Genomic DNA, 18,329 nt, shown 5'->3' with positions numbered 1-18,329 from the left:
AATTTACAGCAATTTGAAGCCAAGGTTATTGAGAGCTTCACGCAAGCGATCGCGTCCTCTCAAAGCCTCAACAGTTGCAATGCGCTGGGCTGAGTGTTCTGACCAATCGCCAGCAACATTCATCTTTTGTTCAGTATAGAATTCTTTGATGATATCGTTGTAATGAGCGATCGCTTCTTCTTGTTCTGCCAATTTATAGGTTTCACGGTGCAATATCGCTGACTGCGGCAACCTTGGCTTAATCGCCGCTTCTACTTCCGGATTCGGATAGCCCACACACAGCCCAAATACAGCATACACAGAGGAGGGCAAATTCAATATCTGTGCTACCTCTTGTGGGTGGTTTCGGATTCCGCCAATATATACTGTTCCCAAACCAAGGGACTCAGCTGCAACTGCAGCGTTTTGCGCCGCCAAGGTTGCATCGATTGTTGCCATCACAAACATCTCCAAATATTCTAGTGCATCATGAGATATGCCGCGACTGTCAGCAACGTGACTTAGACGCGCCAAGTCTGCTAACCAAACCAAGAATAAAGGAACCTGCTTAATATGTTCTTGGTTTCCCGCTAGCTTGGATAACTCATCTTTGCGCTGTTGATCTTCGACTGCTACCACACTCCAGGTTTGCAAATTAGAGGAAGTAGATGCAGATTGGGCGGCTGCAATTAGCAATTCCAGAGTTCCCAGTGGTAGAGGATCGGACAAATAAGATCGAATTGAACGGTGAGATAATAGTGCTGTTAAAGAATCATTCCATTCAATTTCGGGGTTGAAGGGAATTTCACCGTAGCGCGATCGCAGTAATTCTGTCGGATTAGTCATAATCAATTCCAGGATTTAAAATTCAAAAATTGTCAGTTGTTTTATTACTAACATTAATCCCATTTGTAGGGATGTACAGATGTATCTCCCTACACCCAATTCATTGCACCAATTTAAGTTTTTGGTGAAAATGCAGCGTATTCTTCTTTTGTCAATACTGCATCCTTCACATTTACTTCTTTGGGAATTAGCTTCAATTTATAATATGTATCTGCAACACCTTGTTGTAGATTTATTAGATTGTCGTCAATTGGTACAAGTCCAAAAGTCCGCCTATTAGTTGCTTTTTTCATCGTTTCTAGATCAATTAGTAATACCTTTTGGTGCCAAACGCTTTTCTAAAACCCCCTTAGTTCTCAGCAAAACGGTCGTTTTTTGATAGCCAAATCTGATTACTGTTGCTTTACTGTCAGCAGAATTGCCAACAGATGTGGTACTGGGATTAGGTGCATTAACAGTCGGTGTCGATGAGCAAGCAGCAAATAGCAAGCTCAGACAAAGACCTGTAACAAAAGCCCCCACTATTGGTAAAGGAGAAGAAAAGAATAATTTTTGTTGGTTGTTAAATGGGATATTCCTGAATTTTATCAACGATATCCATTTGGCAATAAAACGGCCAAAGATTTGGTTAATCATCAAAATGATTTCTCTGAACTATATAATACTATAAACTTATAAGTTTACCGAAGTATGCAAATAAATTTAGATTTAGTTGATATCAAAATAGCGGGAAGTGGGTTAACTGGAAACTTCCCCGCCTATTATGCCAATGCCAAAAAACACAGCACTAATTTAGCAAATCAGGTTCTTCACGCACAATCCGGTCGTAAAGGGGCTGGAAACTGAACCACCCACTTACATGTGACCCCACTTGAGTTTGTGTTAAACGGGCTGTTTCGTGTTTGATCGTAGTCGGTCTACCCGCAGCTTCAGCTAGTAGCTGGGCTTGGCACGATCGCTCTAAGCTAATGTACCAAAAGGCAGCTTCATCTACCGTATGTCCCACAGTTAAAATGCTGTGGTTACGCAGAATTACGGCTTTATTTGACCCTAAGGCTTGCGCCAGTCGCAGACCTTCAGAGGTTTCTAAAACCACACCTGTGAAATCGTCAAATAGCGCATGGTCTTCGTAAAAAGCACAGGAATCTTGAGTTAAGGGGTCAAGGAGACGACCTAAACTAGACCAGGCTTTACCATACAGTGAATGGGCGTGAGCTGCGGCGATGACATCAGGTCTAGCTTCATGAATCTGAGAATGGATGGCGAAAGCAGCTTGATTTATCTCAGCATCGCCTTTAACGACCTCACCTTCTGTGTTAACTAAAACCAGGTCAGAAACTCGGATATGACCGAAGTATGCCCCGAATGGATTGACCCAGAAATGGTCTGTAAACTCAGGATCGCGAGCCGTAATATGGCCTGCGATTCCCTCGCTGAACCCAAACTTACCAAACAGGCGAAAGGCGGCGGCGAGACGTTGCTTGCGGTGGAGGCGTTCGTCTTCAACTCGCTCGAATACAGGGGGCTGTGGTCTAATGTAATTGGACATATTCTTTTTCTTCTTCTTTACAGGGAGCGTTGGAATATCCAGAGCGAAAAGATTTGACGCTGTGAGATTCTGGGATGAACTGGTGGCGCAAAATACAACCAGTATCATTACCCAGGATATGGATGGATACAGATGCACTCTGAGATGTGGTTTTGACGGCGTGGATATCACCATCTGGGGGTAAGAGGCAGTAGATATCCCCTGGTTGAAGCGACGATCGCACTTCAGTTACTTGTAATTGTGCGTGTCCTTCGGCATCACCGCTATCTACACGGCGATAGACTGTTTCTTCTTGATTACCTTTGTATAAACCAATCAATCCCCAGGCTAAATGGTCGTGGACAGGAGTTGTGGAACCTGGGGGAATCACCAAACTGAATACTGACAGGGAACGGTCTTTGGCACGATAAAGTAGCCATTGACCAATACCACTACCCATCCGGCTTTCAGGATTGACTTGGGCAAACTTTTCCGGCAGCCATTCCTGTTGGGCAAGGAGTTCTTGAAAATAGGGTTCTAGTCTAGCGAAAGTTTGTGTGCGATCATCAACAGTGCTAGCGCTAATTTCTTGCACTGTTGCTACAAAGGATCGTAGTTCCTGGCTCTCAATAAACCATTGGTCTTCTGATAACGGTTCTAAAATAGTGTGGTTCGTCATCTATATTCCTCTGTTTAGGAGGCGACTAAGATTAACTAATTACTAATTCGTAATTCGTAATTCGTAATTAAGAATTCAATTACGATTTATTTTAATACCAGGATGAATTTTAAAGCCAAGTTGCTCAAGTTTTAGATGAGAAAGGGACTCCTTCAGAATGATAGTAAAAGGATATCGCTGAAATACGGTAGCTTTACCTTGTGACAATAGTAGCCTAGCCTGGCTGATGCGTACTGGATATAACGGTTGTTTGTTGGCATCGAGAATGAATACTTTAGTCATGTAATTTTGAATTTTAGATTTGCGATCGTCAGATTGGGTAGTGGGGATTGGGAGAATTCCCTGACTGAGCGAGGGAACAAAAAATCATTCTCTTCTGCCCCCTGCTCCCGTTCGGCTACGCTCACGGCAAGGTTGCCCCTCTGCCCCTACTTAGCCGTGGGACAAATAGTCTTATTGGAGAAAAGATAAGAATGAGAGTCTAGATACCAACTCCAGCACTCTCGTCTTTACTGCTATTTAGGAATTTCCAAGGAATAAATCATCCAATTTTGTGGGGTGTTTCACAATCATTTGTAGTTGAATATTTTTATTGGGAAGTTTCTTAACTGTGATGTTAGCTCCCTAAATACGGTAAATTGGTGGAATAACCGTTGAATTTCTACAAGCAGAAATTATCAGATTCAAATTTAAAAAGCAAGTCGATTGTCATAGTTATCGGTGGAAGCAACGTGAATATGACATGATGACTCCGATCGCATACCTGCATCAAAAGAAGGGACGTTCTTAAGAACGTCCCCGTAGTAAAATTCACAAACAATTGATATTAAAGATACTGGAAAACCACTACAGTTCCTTCAAGAAATCAATTATCGCTTGTTGATCGGAAGGTCTCAGAGAACGGTAACGGGCGATAACTTCACGTCCTTCACTTCGATGAGTTTTTGAAATAGCACTGGTATAAGGTGGACAAATGACATCTTCAGGTGATGAGCCATAGTTGATAACATTGCCGATTTTATTGAAGACTTTGCCACCCGCAGGAACAGGGCATCCTCCACCCGACAGCTTAGAGGTTTTATAGTCATCGGGTGCAGGTAGGTCATGTAGCTCAATCGCTGCACGAAGCGCATCGTCTACTGAACGAACAACCAACGGTGCATTGGTCACTTTGCTATTGGTAAACACAGTACCCGCAGGCGTTGTGTCACGGGTGAGGGTACTCAAGTAGACGCTACCATCATGCAAGAATGGAGGGCCAACCTTACCAATCCCCATCAGAGGCGGTGTACGAAACTCTTCACCCTTAGCAGTTGCTTTCTGGTTTGAGAAGATATCATCGGTGAGGTTACGGGGCAGATCGTAGGTCTTGAAGTTCAATCGGTTACTACTAACAACCGTAGTTCGGCTCACAAGGATTGGATCGCGTGGAGTTGGTGCAAACCGTTCAGCATCAATGATGGGGCCTTTATGCAGAATCAAATCCGAGAAAATTGGTGCCCAACGGTAACTGAGAATGTCTACAACCGATGCTGCATCAGTACCCAAGGATGGATCACCAGCAGCAGGCGACCGACCAGTTCTTTGAACCGGAGTATGGCAGCTCACACAACTGACCATGCGATCGCTCTGGTTAATGGCATTGGGATCGCGACCATCGCCTCCGCCAGGCATACGACCGGGGATCATCCGGTTAGCAAAGGCAGTGAGATCGATACCAAAAAGCTGCGCTCCTCGCTGAACGCTGGCTGCACGACTGTAGCCAGAACGAGGTTGAGAGGGATTTTTGGAATTCAGCACGGCCAAGAGATTGGGACCAAATTCTGGGGGAGCCGTCAGACGCAAGAAATTGCGCTCACTAAATGGGGTGCTGAGGTGAAACTCAGGGTCGGTTACTAAATTTTTGCAGTTCTTATTGTAGGGAGCAATTTTGGGATCGGCAATTTTGATCTCATTATTGTTAGCCAAGCTAGTAATGCCAAGCTCACCTTGCAAGCCCCCAATGATAAACTGTAGTATCTCTGCGCCATTGGCACGTAAGCCAAAACGCCCTACCCCAGAGATTAGGGCGTTGGGTTGGTCAGGTGGCGCATTGGCAGGAATCATATTAACCTTACCTGTGACACAATCACCGTTGCACTGGAATGAAGCAGTTTTCAAAGACGATTTGCCGCCTATAGTGTCAGAAGGATCGGGAGCGTTGGTAATGTCCTGGTTTGGAATAGCCTCCATCAGCCCACGACCGATATAGGGGGGGCCAGCGCGTTCGCCGACACCACGGCGATATCCACTTGAACTCAGTCCCGTAGTTGGATTAATCGTGCCGAGATTTCGATCTTGGGCGATGCTTGGAATCGCATCTGGTTTGCAATCTATACTGCGATCGAAAGCTTTAAGTTCAGCAATCGGAGGGCGTACATGCTGCACAAAACCACCAAAATTCTGTGCATTACCTGTGATGGGATTTTTAGAACCATCCAGAGGATCGTAAGATTTGGTCGGATCGACCGCTTCAACCGACGGTGAAAAGTCCCCGAAGATCGTAAAGGCTGCCGTTCGCCCGGTATTATCGATCGCATCCAAAGCTGGGTCGGCATTATTAATGATATTCGAGTTAACATAACCGTCTGGATTGACTGGATCTAAGCGAACACCAGCTGGTCTACCACCATTCTTGGTGTCACCGGACGTATAACTGAAGTTGGTGGGGGTTGACCGTCCAGCTCGGCTGACGTTAGAGATACCCGTGAGCAGCCCCAGACCCGGAACTGACTCAAGGTTATTCAGGTGACAGCCCGCGCATCGGGTTTGGTTAGCCATCGACCCTGCGCCTTCTCTAACCGTTTCTGGGGTAGTAAAAAACCACGCCCCTTCCACCACTTTCTGGCGAGCTGATTGCGGAACAGAAGGAAAGAGTAATCGATCTAACTGAGCCGCTGTCTTCAGGGGAGCAAGTCCCACGTCGCCATAAATATCGCGACGGAGACGTTCTGCTGGACGAAGGGGTTGATTCGGAGGCGTAACCACAAAGCCTGAACTAACTTCGACTTTTCGCTGTGCAACTAACGTGGCATCGTCGGGAATGTTAGTACGAAACCTACCAAAAACTTTGTCTGGAAAAACAAAAGAAATGAACACTGAAAGGCTAAATGATAAACCCACTATCAACAAAACACTTTGAAGTTTAAATCTTCGCATTACGTTTTTCAGCCTTATTCAACATTGAGTAAGACATGCTGAAAACCACAAATCCTAATATTTGGATTTTTAGCCTGTCTATGCTATTAAGCATGAAAAATAACAAGCTTTTGGTAAGCTAATCGGCATTCAAATTGCATAATCACGGCAGGCAAGATGCCCACCCCACTAGATATTGAGAAAATCTTAATATGCAAATTAGATGTGTTTTAGCTTACCAATGCTCAGAACTTGCTTTTGCTAAACTCTTAAGGGTAATTACATATACAATTTACGACAATACTAAAATGAAGCTATTTAATCTAAATATTTCTACATAAAAAATTTTTTAAGTGTGAAAGTAATTTATTATACTGCTGTATATGATTAATTTTTTGATGACAAAAACTTTGGCTTTAGAACCTCAATAATGGAATAATGCATTTATTGGGTGTAAGGCCACTCAAACAGTTAGTATTGAAACTTAATTTATGCTTTCAAAACTTTCGTTAATTTTTTTCTTTAAATTATCTATATTATTGCCATATACCAAAGCAATTGAGCGTTCATTATTTTAATTTTGTCAAAAGGGCGTAATTGCTTGTAAATGTAAGGTTTTTTCTAACTGCGGATGCTCGAAGCGAAGTTCTCTGGCATGCAGATGTAAACGACTGGTAACTGCACGGCATCCATAAAGGCGATCGCCTAAAATAGTTATCCCAAGTCCTTGCGTATCAGCTGCATGAACCCTCAACTGATGAGTGCGTCCTGTTAGTGGCGTAAATTCTACGCGCGTATAGTCTCCTTCTCTGGCTATAACCTGGAAGTGTGTCAAGCTAGGTTTACCATACTGCCAATCAACTTTTTGATCAGGGCGATTTTCAGGATCTCCCCACAGTGGCAAGTCAATTTTACCTTGCTCAACTGTCAAAACACCGGAAAGTATGGCTTCATAAACTTTGTGAACCTGGCGTTGCTGAAACTGTTGGCTGAGTTGCCGATGAGTTTGGCGATCGCGCGCCAACAACAAAATCCCGGAAGTTTCCCGATCTAGGCGATGCACAGATAGAAGTGCCATGCCATCAGGTAATAGATGGCGTAAGCGACTCAAGACACTATCTTGGCGATCGCGATAACGACCGGGTACTGAAAGTAATCCAGCAGGTTTATTTACAGCAATCAGCGATTCATCTTCATAAATAATGGGGATTTCTCCTTTAATAGGGGAGAAGGCTGGGAAATTAGAAGATTTTTCATTAAAGTCAAACACATTAGAGTTACGCAAATGTGTTGTATTAAAATCCCTATTACGGATTGAAATAGGTTTTAACCCTGAGAGCAAAAACCCCATCAATGGCTGACATCGCTCGGCACAGGCTCCATAAAACTCTCCCGGAATTTTATCCTGATTTACGGAAGACGCACCCCACCAAAATTCTGCCATTGCTAGGGGTTTGAGATTATGTGTTGCCGCATAATGAAGCAGCTTTGGGGCACAACAGTCTCCTGTGCCAGTGGGCGAACCTCCTGGCATCAATTCTTGCAATGATTGCGATCGCCCGGAAAAATTAGTCAGGCTGTAGCTAGCGTGCATTTGAGCTTGTAATTGACAAGACAGTGCTTTACGCTGTTGTTTCAGTTCGCTAATTCGCGCATCCGTCGCTGTAATTAACTGCTGGAGGGGCTGTAATACTGCATTTTGCTGGCGTTTAAGTTGTCGTCGCTCAATTCCCTGCTGACGACTCTCTTCGTCAAGTTGTTCAAGGGCAATCGTGAGTGCTTCGGGAGTGAGTGTATTGCAGATTTGCTGACGTTTTTCCTGTCGTTGATGTTTGCAATAGCGATGGCGATCGCTCATTGCTTGCAACTGCTGCTCAAAGTCATTAAACAGAATTTCATACTGCTGGCGTTCGGTGAGTTGCTTTAAGGTAATAATTTCTTGCTTAATCGCGTCCAACTCAGCCAAAGTGCGGGCTTCCTCGAAAGCAACCTCGTCTCGTCCGGGAATAGGCGGCACCCAGTCATCAACCACACTGCAACCATTCAAAAGACCGGAAAAGGCTTTTAGTACCCGTTGTTCGCCATTAGGCAGTTCAACCAATAGGATTCCATACATCTTCCCTTCACGAGAATAACAGTTATTATTAGCAAGATATTGCATTAGTCCGTGGGCGATCGCTTCGGATATTGAAGTGCGGGGTAATTTTAGGCGATCGCCATTTTGCGGACAATGCCCTTCGTACCAATAATTACAAGATAAGTTGTTGATCGTAAAATTACAGTCGATGAAATCTGAAAGTGCGTGCAGAACTACCATACAAGCTTTTACTGTAGTGAATTTTACGGGAAACACGTAAGTCAGGCGTTAGAGCAGTTAATCGGCTCGTGGATTGTGATACAGCCTAAGTTAAACTTTTGCCAAATCTCCAACTTACTCCAAACAATCTTCGTCGCTTAACTCAGCAACCGCACTCATTGCGTGTGGCTCGTTTTCCTCTGTATATTTGACACCCCCGTTACAGTAATACTGCTACTTTCGGTGCGTTACGCTCCGCGGTAACACGCCCTACAAAAGTGTTTCTAAGCAGCATTTATTCTCTGTAAACCAGTGTAAACATTGAACCGTTCTCCGCGTAGGAATCCAATTAAGGTAATCCCGAATTCCTTGGCGACAGACACCGCTAAACTACTAGGAGCGGAAACAGAACAGACAATGGGAACTCCAGCAGTTGTAGACTTTTGCAAAATCTCAAAACTAGAGCGTCCGCTGACCAGGACAATACAATTATTTAAAGGCAATTCGTCACTGAGCAAAGCTGTACCAATCAATTTATCCAAAGCATTGTGTCGCCCAACATCCTCCCACAGGTTTAACAGTTCTCCTTGAGCATCAAAGATAGCCGCAGCGTGCAAACCTCCTGTAGCAGTGAAGATACCTTGAGCAGCCCGGAGTTTATCTGGTAGGCTGTATACGATCTCAGGTTTTACCGTTGGGCCAGAGGAAATTACTGGACATCCCCGCAGACGCAAAGCCTCAAGGCTAGCTTTACCACACACCCCACAGGCGCTACTTGTATAGAAATGACGCTCCAAAGGCTGTAAGTCCGGAATCAACCCATCCCGCAGTTCCACATTTACAATATTATGGCGCTGTTCACCATCTACTAATTCATCTACGCAGTAGCTGATACGTAGAATATCTTCCCTGCAATTAACGACTCCTTCGCTGTAGAGAAAACCAGCAGCTAGTTCAAAATCTGCCCCTGGTGTCCGCATTGTTACAGCTACCGTCTTCTGGAAAGGAACAAGACGAATTTCCAAAGGTTCTTCGGTGGTAAGTTGGTCTAAACGCGGCCGTATTTGACCTTTTTCTACTACCCAAACAGTGGCTTTGGTCTTACTTTTAGTTGGCATTCTCATATTTGTGAAAGTTAGTAAATTGAAATTTTGATACTAATCTGGAAACAAAGTAATGCTATTTATATGTCAGATGTCAGGTTGATGCTCACCAATTACTTTGTGCAGTTGAGCTAGATCGGCTATGTTTCTGTTTAGGAAGTAAAATGAACCTAAAACTTTTGGCTTTCAGCAAAATTTTATTTGCAATAGTCTTTGTGATTTCCCTTGGTTTTACAGGATATTTAGTGGCTAATAACATTAGTCAGAGAATGATTGAAAAATCTGTTGCTAAACAAGTGATATCTACCTCCACCGTTGGAAAAAGTTCTCAACTACAGAAGCTTTTAAATGAGATAATTGTAGAACAGAAAATACCTGGTGCAGTAATGTATATTACTACACCTAAAGGCTCTTGGCTGGGAGCATCTGGTGTGAATAGCTTGTCAACTAAAACCCGGATGAAACCCACAGATGGCTTTTCTATTGCCAGTATGAGTAAAACTTTTGTGGCGGTGGTTGTGCTGAAATTAGTGGAGCAAAGAAAGATAGAATTAGACCGGGCGATCGCAACCTATTTACCAAGAGACATCACTCCTCATATTGTCAACAGCGATAAAATTACAGTTCGTCAACTGCTTAACCATACTAGTGGTGTCGCTGAATACCTAGAAACAAAAGCATTTCTTCAAGCTACGGCGAAAAGAAGTCGCTCACAACCTTGGACAGCCAGAGAAGCTATTCGGTATATGTATCAAGAGCAACCGCAGGCAAATCCTGGAGAAAAATTTATTTATACTGATTGCAACTACATTCTTTTGGAACTGATTGTTGAAAATGTCACTAGGGGAACTCTCGCTCAAGCAATCCGCAGTCAGATTTTAAAACCATTAGGATTAAAACATACCTTCACGGAATTGCGCGAACCGATAATTGGAGAAGTCGCTACAGGTTATGGCGATCGCAATAAGGATGGTAAGCTAGATAGCTACGCCCAAGTCAATGATGGTAATGGTTTGGGAGATGGTGGATTAGTTTCAACAGCAGAGGATTTAGCCAAGTTCGCCAAAGCGCTATTCGTCAAAAAAACCTTACTTTCCTCAAAGATGATGAAAGAAATGCTGAAATTTAAAGATAATAGCGCAGACTATAGCTATGGGTTGGGTGTAGAAAGGTTTTCATCTCCTTTGGCAAAAGCAATTGGGCATAGTGGTATAGCTTATGGCTTCGCAACATTGCTTGCATATTTACCCAATGAAAAAACCACTATAGTGGTGCTGCTAAACAATCAGAATGTTGATATTAAATCAGTAGCTAGGACAGGTCTAGAAGTTGTCGAGAATAAATGATCCTAATTTTTCATTATGCTTGTAGGGCTGGCATTTTAATAATTCAAAATTAAAAATTCACGCATTAAATACATTTTCAGACTCTTATTTAAACCCCGACTGTAGCAAGATCCCGCAGGGTAACTGCTCAAAGGCGGAGTGGCTCCGACTCCGCGCCACGTATAGACGTAGAAGTTTTAAACCCTTTAATTTACGAGAAATTTTCTGGGTCAATATTCAGTTCTCGCAATTTGGCTGCTAGGCGTTCAGCGCGTTGTCGTTCTTGTTCAGCACGTTGTCGTTCTTGTTCAGCTGCTTCTTCAGGTGTAGGAATTAGATTTCCTTCCGCAGTGAAATAGCGTAATTTATGTTCATAAACACCCAAGTACAAATTTAATTGCTGACTCCACAACAATCCTTGTGGGTTGGGTTCTATAGGTTGATACGTACCACCCACCAAAATAAACCCAGCAAATTCTAGATTCTTGGGGTCAAACCAGAAGTATTCAGGAGTGCGAAAGATATCTTGATAAATTTGCTTTTTTAAGCCCTTGTCGGTCGCTGCGGTTGACTTTGAAAGCAGTTCTATAATCAAATTCGGATATTTACCGTCTTCTTCCCAAACAACCCAACTATCACGGGGTTTGCGTTCAGTATTTAAAACGACAAAGAAATCTGGCCCCCGAAAGTCTTCGGATTTACGCTGGCGTGGACTGTAATGAATGCTAAGATTCCCCGCAGCAAAGTAGTCATTAAAGCGATTGTGGTCTCGCCACCACCAATCCAGACATTTTATCAATAGCAGCATTTGCTGCAAATGTAGGTATGTTTCCAATGGTGGTTCGTTACTTTCTAAATCCCCTGGTGGAAATATAACATCTTCTGGGGTTTCAAAATCTTTGGCGACAGACATGGCTGCAAGTTTTGGAGTGATGTTAACTTGAACGTCGCAGTCGGAAAGCGTTAATATTGGGTTTGCTTTTCTAAGCGTACTATCGCATTATAATCAGGAACCTCTTCAAGCGATCGCTTACTGTCATAGACGTTACTTAAAGTTTTAGCTTTTATTTTTGCTTTCCTATACATCGAAACAAGCATTTTTGTAACTAGCAACTTAAGTTATCTATATCTATCTTATGTAGTGATCCTATCCCTACCCTAAGTAGGGTTATCCATCTCCATTTGTTCGTTAACTTATGTAAAGGTACTGAAATTAAATTTTCACAGTAACTGACGAAATCAGAAACCCTTAACTTAATTGGAGTTTTTTATGACTTACACAGCTGATGAAGCAACAAAACCGGCTTTAGAAAGTTTTAAACAGTTTGATGTAGATACTCAGCTAGCCCTACTTTGGTTCGGTTACTTGGATCTTAAAGAGCAGCTACAACCTGCACCTCCTGAAAGGATAGAAGTTCCCGCCAAAGCAGTGTTTGACAAATTCCTGAACTTGTCTAAAGAAGAACAACTGCAAGGGCAACGCGACATTATTAATGGCGCAGCTAACGAGATCAGCCAAGCCTATAATGCTCTAAGTGCCAATTCCAGATTAGACGTTTGGCTGATGCTGGCACAAGGAATGGAGAATGGAACCATCATTCAAGTACCATCCGACTATCAACTACCTGGTGAAACGGATGAATTTGTCGCATCGATCAAAAAGCTAGAGTTTGAGCAGCGGATTAATTTCATGCTGACTGTGGTGCAAGAAATGGGTTAGTCAAGTCCAAGGACTTTCAATGGCTTTCTAGAATTGGGGATAACTGAAAGTAGCAAATTAAGCTAGACCTGGCTTCTTTTGCTCTCCTTTAATAGTGGTTAACTCAGAACTACCGCAGAGATGCTCATCTTTGCGGTAGTCTTAATGCAAGTAATTTTGTTAAAACTGGGAAAATGAGACTTGATTCAGATTTTTTCCAACCGCACGATCGCATTATAATCAGGTACACCTTCAAGCGATCGCTTACTTTTATCTAGTAGCACATTCCCTTCTGGCCAATGTACTTGCAAGTTTCCTGACTGAATTGGCGCAATGTAGACTTGACATAACAACTCGCCTAAATCATTCTTAAGAAGGATGCGATCGCGATCTTTTAAACCCAACTGTGCAGCATCAGCAGCATTCATTAGCACCGCCTCTCGCATCGCCCCAGTAATTGCATCCTTGCGTTCCTGCACCATACTATTAAATTGTTTGCCTCGGCGCGTTGCTAATAAAAAATAACCTTCTGGTAATTCTCTTTGGCGTGGCAATAATACGCCAAAGTGTGCTTTCCCATCCGCCGTCGCGAAGTTCCAACCAAAGCACAAATGCGAGCCACCATATTGAAATTGATCGCCAGCTTGCTGTAAGTGTTGAATACCAGCATATTGCGGGACAACTTGAGCAATTTCCTGACGGATAGCAGCTGTGTCAGCAAAAGCTAGCTTATCTGCCAAATCTGGTTTTACTCGTCTTGCCAATTCTAAAAATACTTCCCACTCAGGCCGCGCTTCTCCAATCCGCGGCCCTGGAATTTCTGGACTGAAAATTACCCGGCGTTCGGTGTTAGTTTCTGTGACTCCTCCTGGTATTTCGTAACGAGTCGTCGCAGGTAACAGCACCACAGTATCAGCAGGTTCCACCAACATTTGGCTAGAGAGAACAATATCTATATGTACCCGTAGAGGTATTGTCTTCAGCGCCGCTTCTACATAATCTGGTTCTGGCAGCACTTCTAAAAAATTCCCACCCACAGAAAACAACACATCTAAATCCCCCTGATGTGCAGCGTGAATCATTTCTGGAGCAATTAAACCTTTACTTGCTGGCACTTCAAAGCCCCAATGTTGACTCAATTGGGCAGCATTTTCTGAGGTGATGGGTTTACCACCAGGAAATACTGTCGCGTAACATCCCATCTCTGCACCACCCTGCACCCCAGAGTGACCGCGAATTGGCATTAAACCGCAGCCTTCCCGACCGACAAAACCTTTGGTGAGAGCTAGATTAATGATACTTCGCACGTTATCTTCACCGGATTCATGCTGAGTAATGCCCATACTCCAAACAAATACGGCTTTATTAGCTTCTTTGACCATTTTGGCAAAGGCGTACATTGACTCGCAGGATGTACCAGAAAGCCGTTCTAATTCTTGCCAAGATTGGCTTTCTAACGATGTTTTAAGTTCGGCAAAGCCAACTGTATGTAAGTTAATAAATGACTGGTCTACCCAATTGTTAGCAATTATATGTTTAATAGTGCCATTTAAAAACGCTATATCCCCGCCCATGTTGATTAAGAAGAAGTCTTCGGCAAACTTTGTACCGAAAACGGCACTTTCTACAATTGAGGGAACCCAGTAGCGCTCCATTCCTGGCTCACGGTAAGTATTAATAACTACAATTTTAGTGCCAGCTTTCTTGGCGTAATGGAGATATTTAACAGTAACAGGCTGATTGTTGGCAACGTTGGAGCCAATGAAGACTAATAAATCAGTACCAATCCAGTCTTTATAAGAACAAGTGGTAGCCCCAGCACCCAGAGAAGCTTTCAGTCCTGCCGTACTGGGAGAATGGCAAATGCGGGCAGCGTTATCAATATTATTGCTTCCCATTGCCCGCACAGCTTTTTGAGTAGCATAATAAGTTTCGTTGACAGTCCCGCGACTGGTAACATAGAAACTGAGACGGTCTGGTGTAGTAGCGCGAATGCGATCGCTAATTACCTCTAAAGCTTCATCCCAACTCACACGGCGAAAGCCTTTTTCACCTCGTTGACGAATCATTGGGTACGGGAGTCTTCCCAAGTCTCTTAATTGGGCACTTTTTTGCTTTTGCAACTGTGAAATATCTTCCAATAGCATAGGCTCAAAAGCTGGCATCGTATTCATCCGCAACAGCCGCAACCGAACATTGCAGAGATGAATACCATCTAAAGTCCAATCTTTCATCCCAGTTGTTCCTAAAGCACAACCATCGCATACACCTTTATTTAGGATGTTCCACGTGTATGGTAATTTGTCACGAGACAGCCAAATTGCCCGAAAGACCTCCCAGTAGTTGTTAGGGTACTGTTCGCCAATGCCAAAAGGTTTCCAACTTGCCCAATTTGAAGGTGTCCAATATTTCTTCGGTTTCGGCAACATGACACGTCATAGAGTGAGAAAAGTGACTCTTCTAGGCTACCCTTTTAAGTAGCATTTAAGTAGCAGCCAGTTAAAAATCTAGATAGAAAAGATGAAAACTGGGAAAATTAATTTATTCGCTTCAATATACTGCTGGAAACTCTCCACCGTCCCCCTTGCTTTATCCCTAGCAGTGGTATCAAAACCCGCCTGTAACACCACATCCTGACTGACGGTATCAATAATCTGCTCATTCTTAGTTTTAATTTCTTTAAGCAAATTCCAAGGGAAAACTTGCTACCACGTCAATCCCAGTGATAGAAAACCTACGGCGGTTATTCCTTATTTATGTGAACTTCTACAACTTATTTTAAGTGTTTTACAATTTTTTAATTTGGATATCTAATCTTTTTTACTGTATCTAACTTGATATAAACTTGATATTAGACCTGTCCAAAATATTATATAAAAAAGTTACGAAATTGCCTCCTACAAGCTCGTAGTATTAGGAATGAAAAGAATTTAAGGAGGACGCTAATGACAAACAGTAAAATCCAAAATATTTTACAACATACCTACCAGCTTGGTACAGCGGTAAGTACACTATTCATCCTCACAACTTTTGTCAGCCCAGTCACTGCACAATCGCTCAATCCTGATAAGCCAGCACCATTACATTCTGGAGTCAATTCAAGTGTAGCAGACAGTTTTGTTGGCCCCCATTTCTACTACTTTATAGCTAGTCCAGGAAAAGTGGATGTTCAAATCAAGTTTACATCTATGGGGGTTTTAGGTAACGCCAACACAGCCACAATTGGAATTGATTTATATGACGAAAAACAAACTTGGAAAATTCATAAGGATTTAACTTCAAAGGGTACAACTGCACAATTAACTATAACTGGTGATTCAAAACAAAAAACTAAAGTTATTATGCGTATTCAGCCACCACCGAGTGGTTTAATTAGAACTGGGGGTAACTATGAAGTGCAACTTATAGGCCCTGTTCAATATGACAGCAATACAACATCTGGGCAGCTAGACCAGATAGTGAAGACTTACCAAATTATGTCATGTATCCAAGACGTTTATGAGTGCGGTGTTGCAAAGTTCTATCCTGATGGAACTTTTAAAATTTCTGATGGTCACACAGGGACATGGAAGCTTTTTGACCCAGAAGCAAATATTTATGTTTTAAATATTAGCGATCACAACTTAAGTGTGAAATTGATGCCAGGAAGAGGCTTAGTTGAGCCGAATAATGTGAATTCCATTATTTTCCAAGAAGTTAGGTGATCTAGTTATAGCGATTCTCATTTGAATACAGCACTGTGAATCATGTATAGATGTTGCATTCCAATCTCTACATAATCTATATTGTCTCAAAGTGAGAACCTCTATATTTGCTGATGAGTGAAACACAAAAAGAAAAACAAGAAGATTCTTAAGCAGCCAGGCACAATTGATGAATTGTGCTTACGTCATTTTCACTCCTATGTCTCTTATGATTTTTTAATTTCAACAGAAAATATTTTTTAAATCTTTAAAGCTGACAATTGGTGTCAGCAACTCTTGCCTTGGGCGTAGTAGTTCAAAAAAAAATCCCTGCCACTGTGGACAGAGATAGTAATTTGTAATTAGGACTTGTCTCTTAGCTAACAAAATCTTTGTGAGCAGCGACAAGCATTTGAGCCTGTCTTAAAACATTTCCGAATAAATAAAAAGGAATCTGCCAAGCTGCAACGGTAACTTCTTTGACTATATCCTGTACACTAATTGCAATTAATTCATGTTCTGGCGGCTCTCCCTCAATAGTACCAGACCAAGTAAAAGCTAATAAGAAATCATCGTCTCCAGGCAAGGATGCAATCAAACATTCTTCTGGTGTTGGTTCGCAAATAATTCCATAATCATTTGCAAGTTCTACTAATCTTTGAAATTTGTTTCCGTTTGTCATTTGTCTTTTGGGTGTAATTGAATCTCAGTTTTAGAAGAAATCATATTTTGAACTCCACAACTCAACTTAGTTGCTTCATACCAGAAATTACGAATTACGAATTATTAAGGAGTTATTGGAGTTAGATCGGGCTTAAGTCCAAAATCTTACCGCGATCGTTTAGTTCTATCAGCAACAATTGTTACTGTTTTAGAAAATGCTAGACTACCTACTTTTTTGTTTTACCCTATTTACATACACCTCCTATTTCAATATTGATGCCCTAATCTCACCCAGGCTGACGCAGTGCATTGAGAATTGCGTCAGCTTTTGGGGGAACAGCTGTAAACCGAAGCAGAAAAAGATGCTCGTCAACATGAGATTGTTCGATTGCTTTGGCATAGATATGTTCTTCTGTAGCCATTTCTGCTTCAATCAATAACTTGAGTTTGAGATTACTCAAGAGTTCTAAAGAATGTGGTGATGTCTGCTGACAAGACGCTGGGCGTCTACGCAGTTGCGCCCCTTTTTCTGAGAGGTTAATAAAATCTCCCATAAATACTGTTCCCAATGCATATTTCCCCTGCAAAATAGTGTATTCTACAGGTACTTATTGAGTGAGAATGACCATTCTTTTATCATATTTAGGCAAGAGTAAATTATATTTACCACCAATGCCACGAATTTCACAAATTGTCACAGGATGTTTTATTCCTTTAGGTTCTATTTGTAGTTGTCCAACAATTTTGAGGTCAATATTGGCATCCTTATAGGTATTTTCAGAAATTAAAATCTGTCCTCCCACTGTATAAGATTCAATTCGAGCAGCCAAATTAACATGACTGCCAATAACTGTATATTGAGCGCGTTTTTGAGAACCAACATTTCCCCCTACAGCCTCGCCTGTATTAATCCCAATTCCTATTTCTAGGATTGGAAAATTCATTTGCTGATTTTGTTCGTTCACTTTTTTATTGCCGCACTTAAAATTTGACTAATCAAATTAGCATGAATTGTTACACCTGCCATTCGTTCTGGCTGGATCAGTCAAGACATTACTGCTGTAAGGCGTATAGAATAGATCCTTCAAACTCTCAGCGTTAGCACCAATTAATACCACCTTGTCTCGCATTAAATCTTGTGGGATGAGGTTCTCTTGAACTTCACTAAGAGAGACTTTAGTAAACTGCTTCATATTGATAATGCCTGAGTTATAGATTAGTCAGGTGAATAAATCAAGTATTCCCAAAAGCAGAGTCAGATTTTCCACTCAACTACGAACTATTTATTGAGCATTGGGCATTGGACGTTGGGCACAGGAGAAAGAGGTAATTTTTATTCTCCCCCTTGTCC

The 18,329-nt window shown here is 42.2% G+C and carries 19 protein-coding genes; 3 read left to right on the top strand and 16 right to left on the bottom strand.

What is annotated here, in order from left to right:
* Positions 1-3: 3 nt before the first annotated feature.
* The 9 genes from ACFE93_RS24730 to fdhD all read right to left on the bottom strand — a co-directional run bounded on the left by ACFE93_RS24730 (position 4) and on the right by fdhD (position 9,629).
* Complete coding sequence (locus ACFE93_RS24730; RefSeq protein WP_375477190.1) at positions 4-825, bottom strand: NADPH-dependent oxidoreductase; 822 nt, start codon at positions 823-825, stop codon at positions 4-6.
* A 113-nt stretch (positions 826-938) separates the two neighbouring features.
* On the bottom strand, positions 939-1,118 hold the full coding sequence (locus ACFE93_RS24725) for a hypothetical protein (RefSeq protein WP_375477188.1): 180 nt from the start codon (positions 1,116-1,118) through the stop codon (positions 939-941).
* 10 nt (positions 1,119-1,128) lie between these two features.
* Positions 1,129-1,461: a hypothetical protein gene (locus ACFE93_RS24720; protein WP_375477186.1), complete on the bottom strand. Its 333-nt coding sequence runs from the start codon at positions 1,459-1,461 to the stop codon at positions 1,129-1,131.
* A 151-nt stretch (positions 1,462-1,612) separates the two neighbouring features.
* Complete coding sequence (locus ACFE93_RS24715) at positions 1,613-2,374, bottom strand: class II aldolase/adducin family protein (protein WP_375477184.1); 762 nt, start codon at positions 2,372-2,374, stop codon at positions 1,613-1,615.
* A complete protein-coding gene (locus tag ACFE93_RS24710) occupies positions 2,358-3,032 on the bottom strand; it encodes a hypothetical protein (RefSeq protein ID WP_375477183.1) in 675 nt (224 codons plus the stop codon). The genes ACFE93_RS24715 and ACFE93_RS24710 overlap by 17 nt, the downstream gene beginning before the upstream one ends.
* A 75-nt stretch (positions 3,033-3,107) precedes the next feature.
* Complete coding sequence (locus tag ACFE93_RS24705; RefSeq protein WP_375477181.1) at positions 3,108-3,314, bottom strand: RRXRR domain-containing protein; 207 nt, start codon at positions 3,312-3,314, stop codon at positions 3,108-3,110.
* Positions 3,315-3,878: 564 nt separating this feature from the next.
* Positions 3,879-6,230, bottom strand: coding sequence for a di-heme oxidoredictase family protein (locus ACFE93_RS24700; protein WP_375477179.1), 2,352 nt, complete (start codon positions 6,228-6,230; stop codon positions 3,879-3,881).
* Positions 6,231-6,792: 562 nt separating this feature from the next.
* Positions 6,793-8,526 carry a pseudouridine synthase gene (locus ACFE93_RS24695; protein ID WP_375477177.1) on the bottom strand — a complete coding sequence of 578 codons (1,734 nt, stop codon included), beginning with the start codon at positions 8,524-8,526 and terminating at the stop codon, positions 6,793-6,795.
* A gap of 263 nt (positions 8,527-8,789) precedes the next feature.
* Positions 8,790-9,629, bottom strand: a complete 840-nt coding sequence (gene fdhD, locus ACFE93_RS24690; protein WP_375477175.1) for a formate dehydrogenase accessory sulfurtransferase FdhD — start codon at positions 9,627-9,629, stop codon at positions 8,790-8,792.
* A 143-nt stretch (positions 9,630-9,772) separates the two neighbouring features.
* Between fdhD and ACFE93_RS24685 the strand changes: the two genes are divergently transcribed.
* On the top strand, positions 9,773-10,954 hold the full coding sequence (locus ACFE93_RS24685; RefSeq protein WP_375477173.1) for a serine hydrolase domain-containing protein: 1,182 nt from the start codon (positions 9,773-9,775) through the stop codon (positions 10,952-10,954).
* Between the two features lie 190 nt (positions 10,955-11,144).
* Here the strand turns inward: ACFE93_RS24685 and ACFE93_RS24680 are convergent, their stop codons facing one another.
* Complete coding sequence (locus ACFE93_RS24680; protein ID WP_375477171.1) at positions 11,145-11,846, bottom strand: Uma2 family endonuclease; 702 nt, start codon at positions 11,844-11,846, stop codon at positions 11,145-11,147.
* A gap of 357 nt (positions 11,847-12,203) precedes the next feature.
* On the opposite strand from ACFE93_RS24680, the gene ACFE93_RS24675 reads away from it, so the two are divergent.
* The gene (locus tag ACFE93_RS24675) at positions 12,204-12,653 is read left to right on the top strand and encodes an orange carotenoid protein N-terminal domain-containing protein (RefSeq protein WP_375477169.1); all 450 of its coding nucleotides are present in this window, start codon (positions 12,204-12,206) and stop codon (positions 12,651-12,653) included.
* A 185-nt stretch (positions 12,654-12,838) separates the two neighbouring features.
* Here ACFE93_RS24675 and ACFE93_RS24670 read toward each other — a convergent pair whose 3' ends face one another.
* Positions 12,839-15,061 (bottom strand): FdhF/YdeP family oxidoreductase, encoded by a 2,223-nt coding sequence (locus tag ACFE93_RS24670; RefSeq protein ID WP_375477167.1) that lies wholly within the window; start codon positions 15,059-15,061, stop codon positions 12,839-12,841.
* Between the two features lie 78 nt (positions 15,062-15,139).
* Positions 15,140-15,319, bottom strand: a complete 180-nt coding sequence (locus ACFE93_RS24665) for a hypothetical protein (RefSeq protein WP_375477165.1) — start codon at positions 15,317-15,319, stop codon at positions 15,140-15,142.
* 258 nt (positions 15,320-15,577) lie between these two features.
* Here ACFE93_RS24665 and ACFE93_RS24660 point away from each other — a divergent pair, with 258 nt between their 5' ends.
* A complete protein-coding gene (locus ACFE93_RS24660) occupies positions 15,578-16,336 on the top strand; it encodes a hypothetical protein (RefSeq protein WP_375477163.1) in 759 nt (252 codons plus the stop codon).
* A 355-nt stretch (positions 16,337-16,691) separates the two neighbouring features.
* Here the strand turns inward: ACFE93_RS24660 and ACFE93_RS24655 are convergent, their stop codons facing one another.
* The 4 genes from ACFE93_RS24655 to ACFE93_RS24640 form a co-directional block, all read right to left on the bottom strand.
* The gene (locus ACFE93_RS24655) at positions 16,692-16,997 is read right to left on the bottom strand and encodes a hypothetical protein (protein WP_335180836.1); all 306 of its coding nucleotides are present in this window, start codon (positions 16,995-16,997) and stop codon (positions 16,692-16,694) included.
* Between the two features lie 268 nt (positions 16,998-17,265).
* Positions 17,266-17,532 (bottom strand): hypothetical protein, encoded by a 267-nt coding sequence (locus ACFE93_RS24650; RefSeq protein WP_375477161.1) that lies wholly within the window; start codon positions 17,530-17,532, stop codon positions 17,266-17,268.
* Between the two features lie 54 nt (positions 17,533-17,586).
* Positions 17,587-17,922 carry an adenylate/guanylate cyclase domain-containing protein gene (locus ACFE93_RS24645; protein ID WP_375477159.1) on the bottom strand — a complete coding sequence of 112 codons (336 nt, stop codon included), beginning with the start codon at positions 17,920-17,922 and terminating at the stop codon, positions 17,587-17,589.
* A gap of 57 nt (positions 17,923-17,979) precedes the next feature.
* Complete coding sequence (locus ACFE93_RS24640) at positions 17,980-18,171, bottom strand: CHASE2 domain-containing protein (RefSeq protein ID WP_375477157.1); 192 nt, start codon at positions 18,169-18,171, stop codon at positions 17,980-17,982.
* Positions 18,172-18,329: the final 158 nt, after the last annotated feature.

The organism is uncultured Nostoc sp. (genome assembly GCF_964247315.1).
Lineage (GTDB): Bacteria > Cyanobacteriota > Cyanobacteriia > Cyanobacteriales > Nostocaceae > Nostoc.
The sequence above is the reverse complement of the archived record's forward strand: the minus strand, read 5'-3'. Positions and strand labels throughout refer to the sequence as shown.

What these genes read in the sequence shown, in the direction of transcription:
- ACFE93_RS24730 (WP_375477190.1), bottom strand. Translation starts at nt 825, where the DNA reads ATGACTAATCCGACAGAATTACTGCGATCGCGCTACGGTGAAATTCCC.
- ACFE93_RS24725 (WP_375477188.1), bottom strand. Translation starts at nt 1,118, where the DNA reads ATGAAAAAAGCAACTAATAGGCGGACTTTTGGACTTGTACCAATTGAC.
- ACFE93_RS24720 (WP_375477186.1), bottom strand. Translation starts at nt 1,461, where the DNA reads ATGATTAACCAAATCTTTGGCCGTTTTATTGCCAAATGGATATCGTTG.
- ACFE93_RS24715 (WP_375477184.1), bottom strand. Translation starts at nt 2,374, where the DNA reads ATGTCCAATTACATTAGACCACAGCCCCCTGTATTCGAGCGAGTTGAA.
- ACFE93_RS24710 (WP_375477183.1), bottom strand. Translation starts at nt 3,032, where the DNA reads ATGACGAACCACACTATTTTAGAACCGTTATCAGAAGACCAATGGTTT.
- ACFE93_RS24705 (WP_375477181.1), bottom strand. Translation starts at nt 3,314, where the DNA reads ATGACTAAAGTATTCATTCTCGATGCCAACAAACAACCGTTATATCCA.
- ACFE93_RS24700 (WP_375477179.1), bottom strand. Translation starts at nt 6,230, where the DNA reads ATGCGAAGATTTAAACTTCAAAGTGTTTTGTTGATAGTGGGTTTATCA.
- ACFE93_RS24695 (WP_375477177.1), bottom strand. Translation starts at nt 8,526, where the DNA reads ATGGTAGTTCTGCACGCACTTTCAGATTTCATCGACTGTAATTTTACG.
- fdhD (WP_375477175.1), bottom strand. Translation starts at nt 9,629, where the DNA reads ATGAGAATGCCAACTAAAAGTAAGACCAAAGCCACTGTTTGGGTAGTA.
- ACFE93_RS24685 (WP_375477173.1), top strand. Translation starts at nt 9,773, where the DNA reads ATGAACCTAAAACTTTTGGCTTTCAGCAAAATTTTATTTGCAATAGTC.
- ACFE93_RS24680 (WP_375477171.1), bottom strand. Translation starts at nt 11,846, where the DNA reads ATGTCTGTCGCCAAAGATTTTGAAACCCCAGAAGATGTTATATTTCCA.
- ACFE93_RS24675 (WP_375477169.1), top strand. Translation starts at nt 12,204, where the DNA reads ATGACTTACACAGCTGATGAAGCAACAAAACCGGCTTTAGAAAGTTTT.
- ACFE93_RS24670 (WP_375477167.1), bottom strand. Translation starts at nt 15,061, where the DNA reads ATGTTGCCGAAACCGAAGAAATATTGGACACCTTCAAATTGGGCAAGT.
- ACFE93_RS24660 (WP_375477163.1), top strand. Translation starts at nt 15,578, where the DNA reads ATGACAAACAGTAAAATCCAAAATATTTTACAACATACCTACCAGCTT.
- ACFE93_RS24655 (WP_335180836.1), bottom strand. Translation starts at nt 16,997, where the DNA reads ATGACAAACGGAAACAAATTTCAAAGATTAGTAGAACTTGCAAATGAT.
- ACFE93_RS24650 (WP_375477161.1), bottom strand. Translation starts at nt 17,532, where the DNA reads ATGGGAGATTTTATTAACCTCTCAGAAAAAGGGGCGCAACTGCGTAGA.
- ACFE93_RS24645 (WP_375477159.1), bottom strand. Translation starts at nt 17,922, where the DNA reads ATGAATTTTCCAATCCTAGAAATAGGAATTGGGATTAATACAGGCGAG.
- ACFE93_RS24640 (WP_375477157.1), bottom strand. Translation starts at nt 18,171, where the DNA reads ATGAAGCAGTTTACTAAAGTCTCTCTTAGTGAAGTTCAAGAGAACCTC.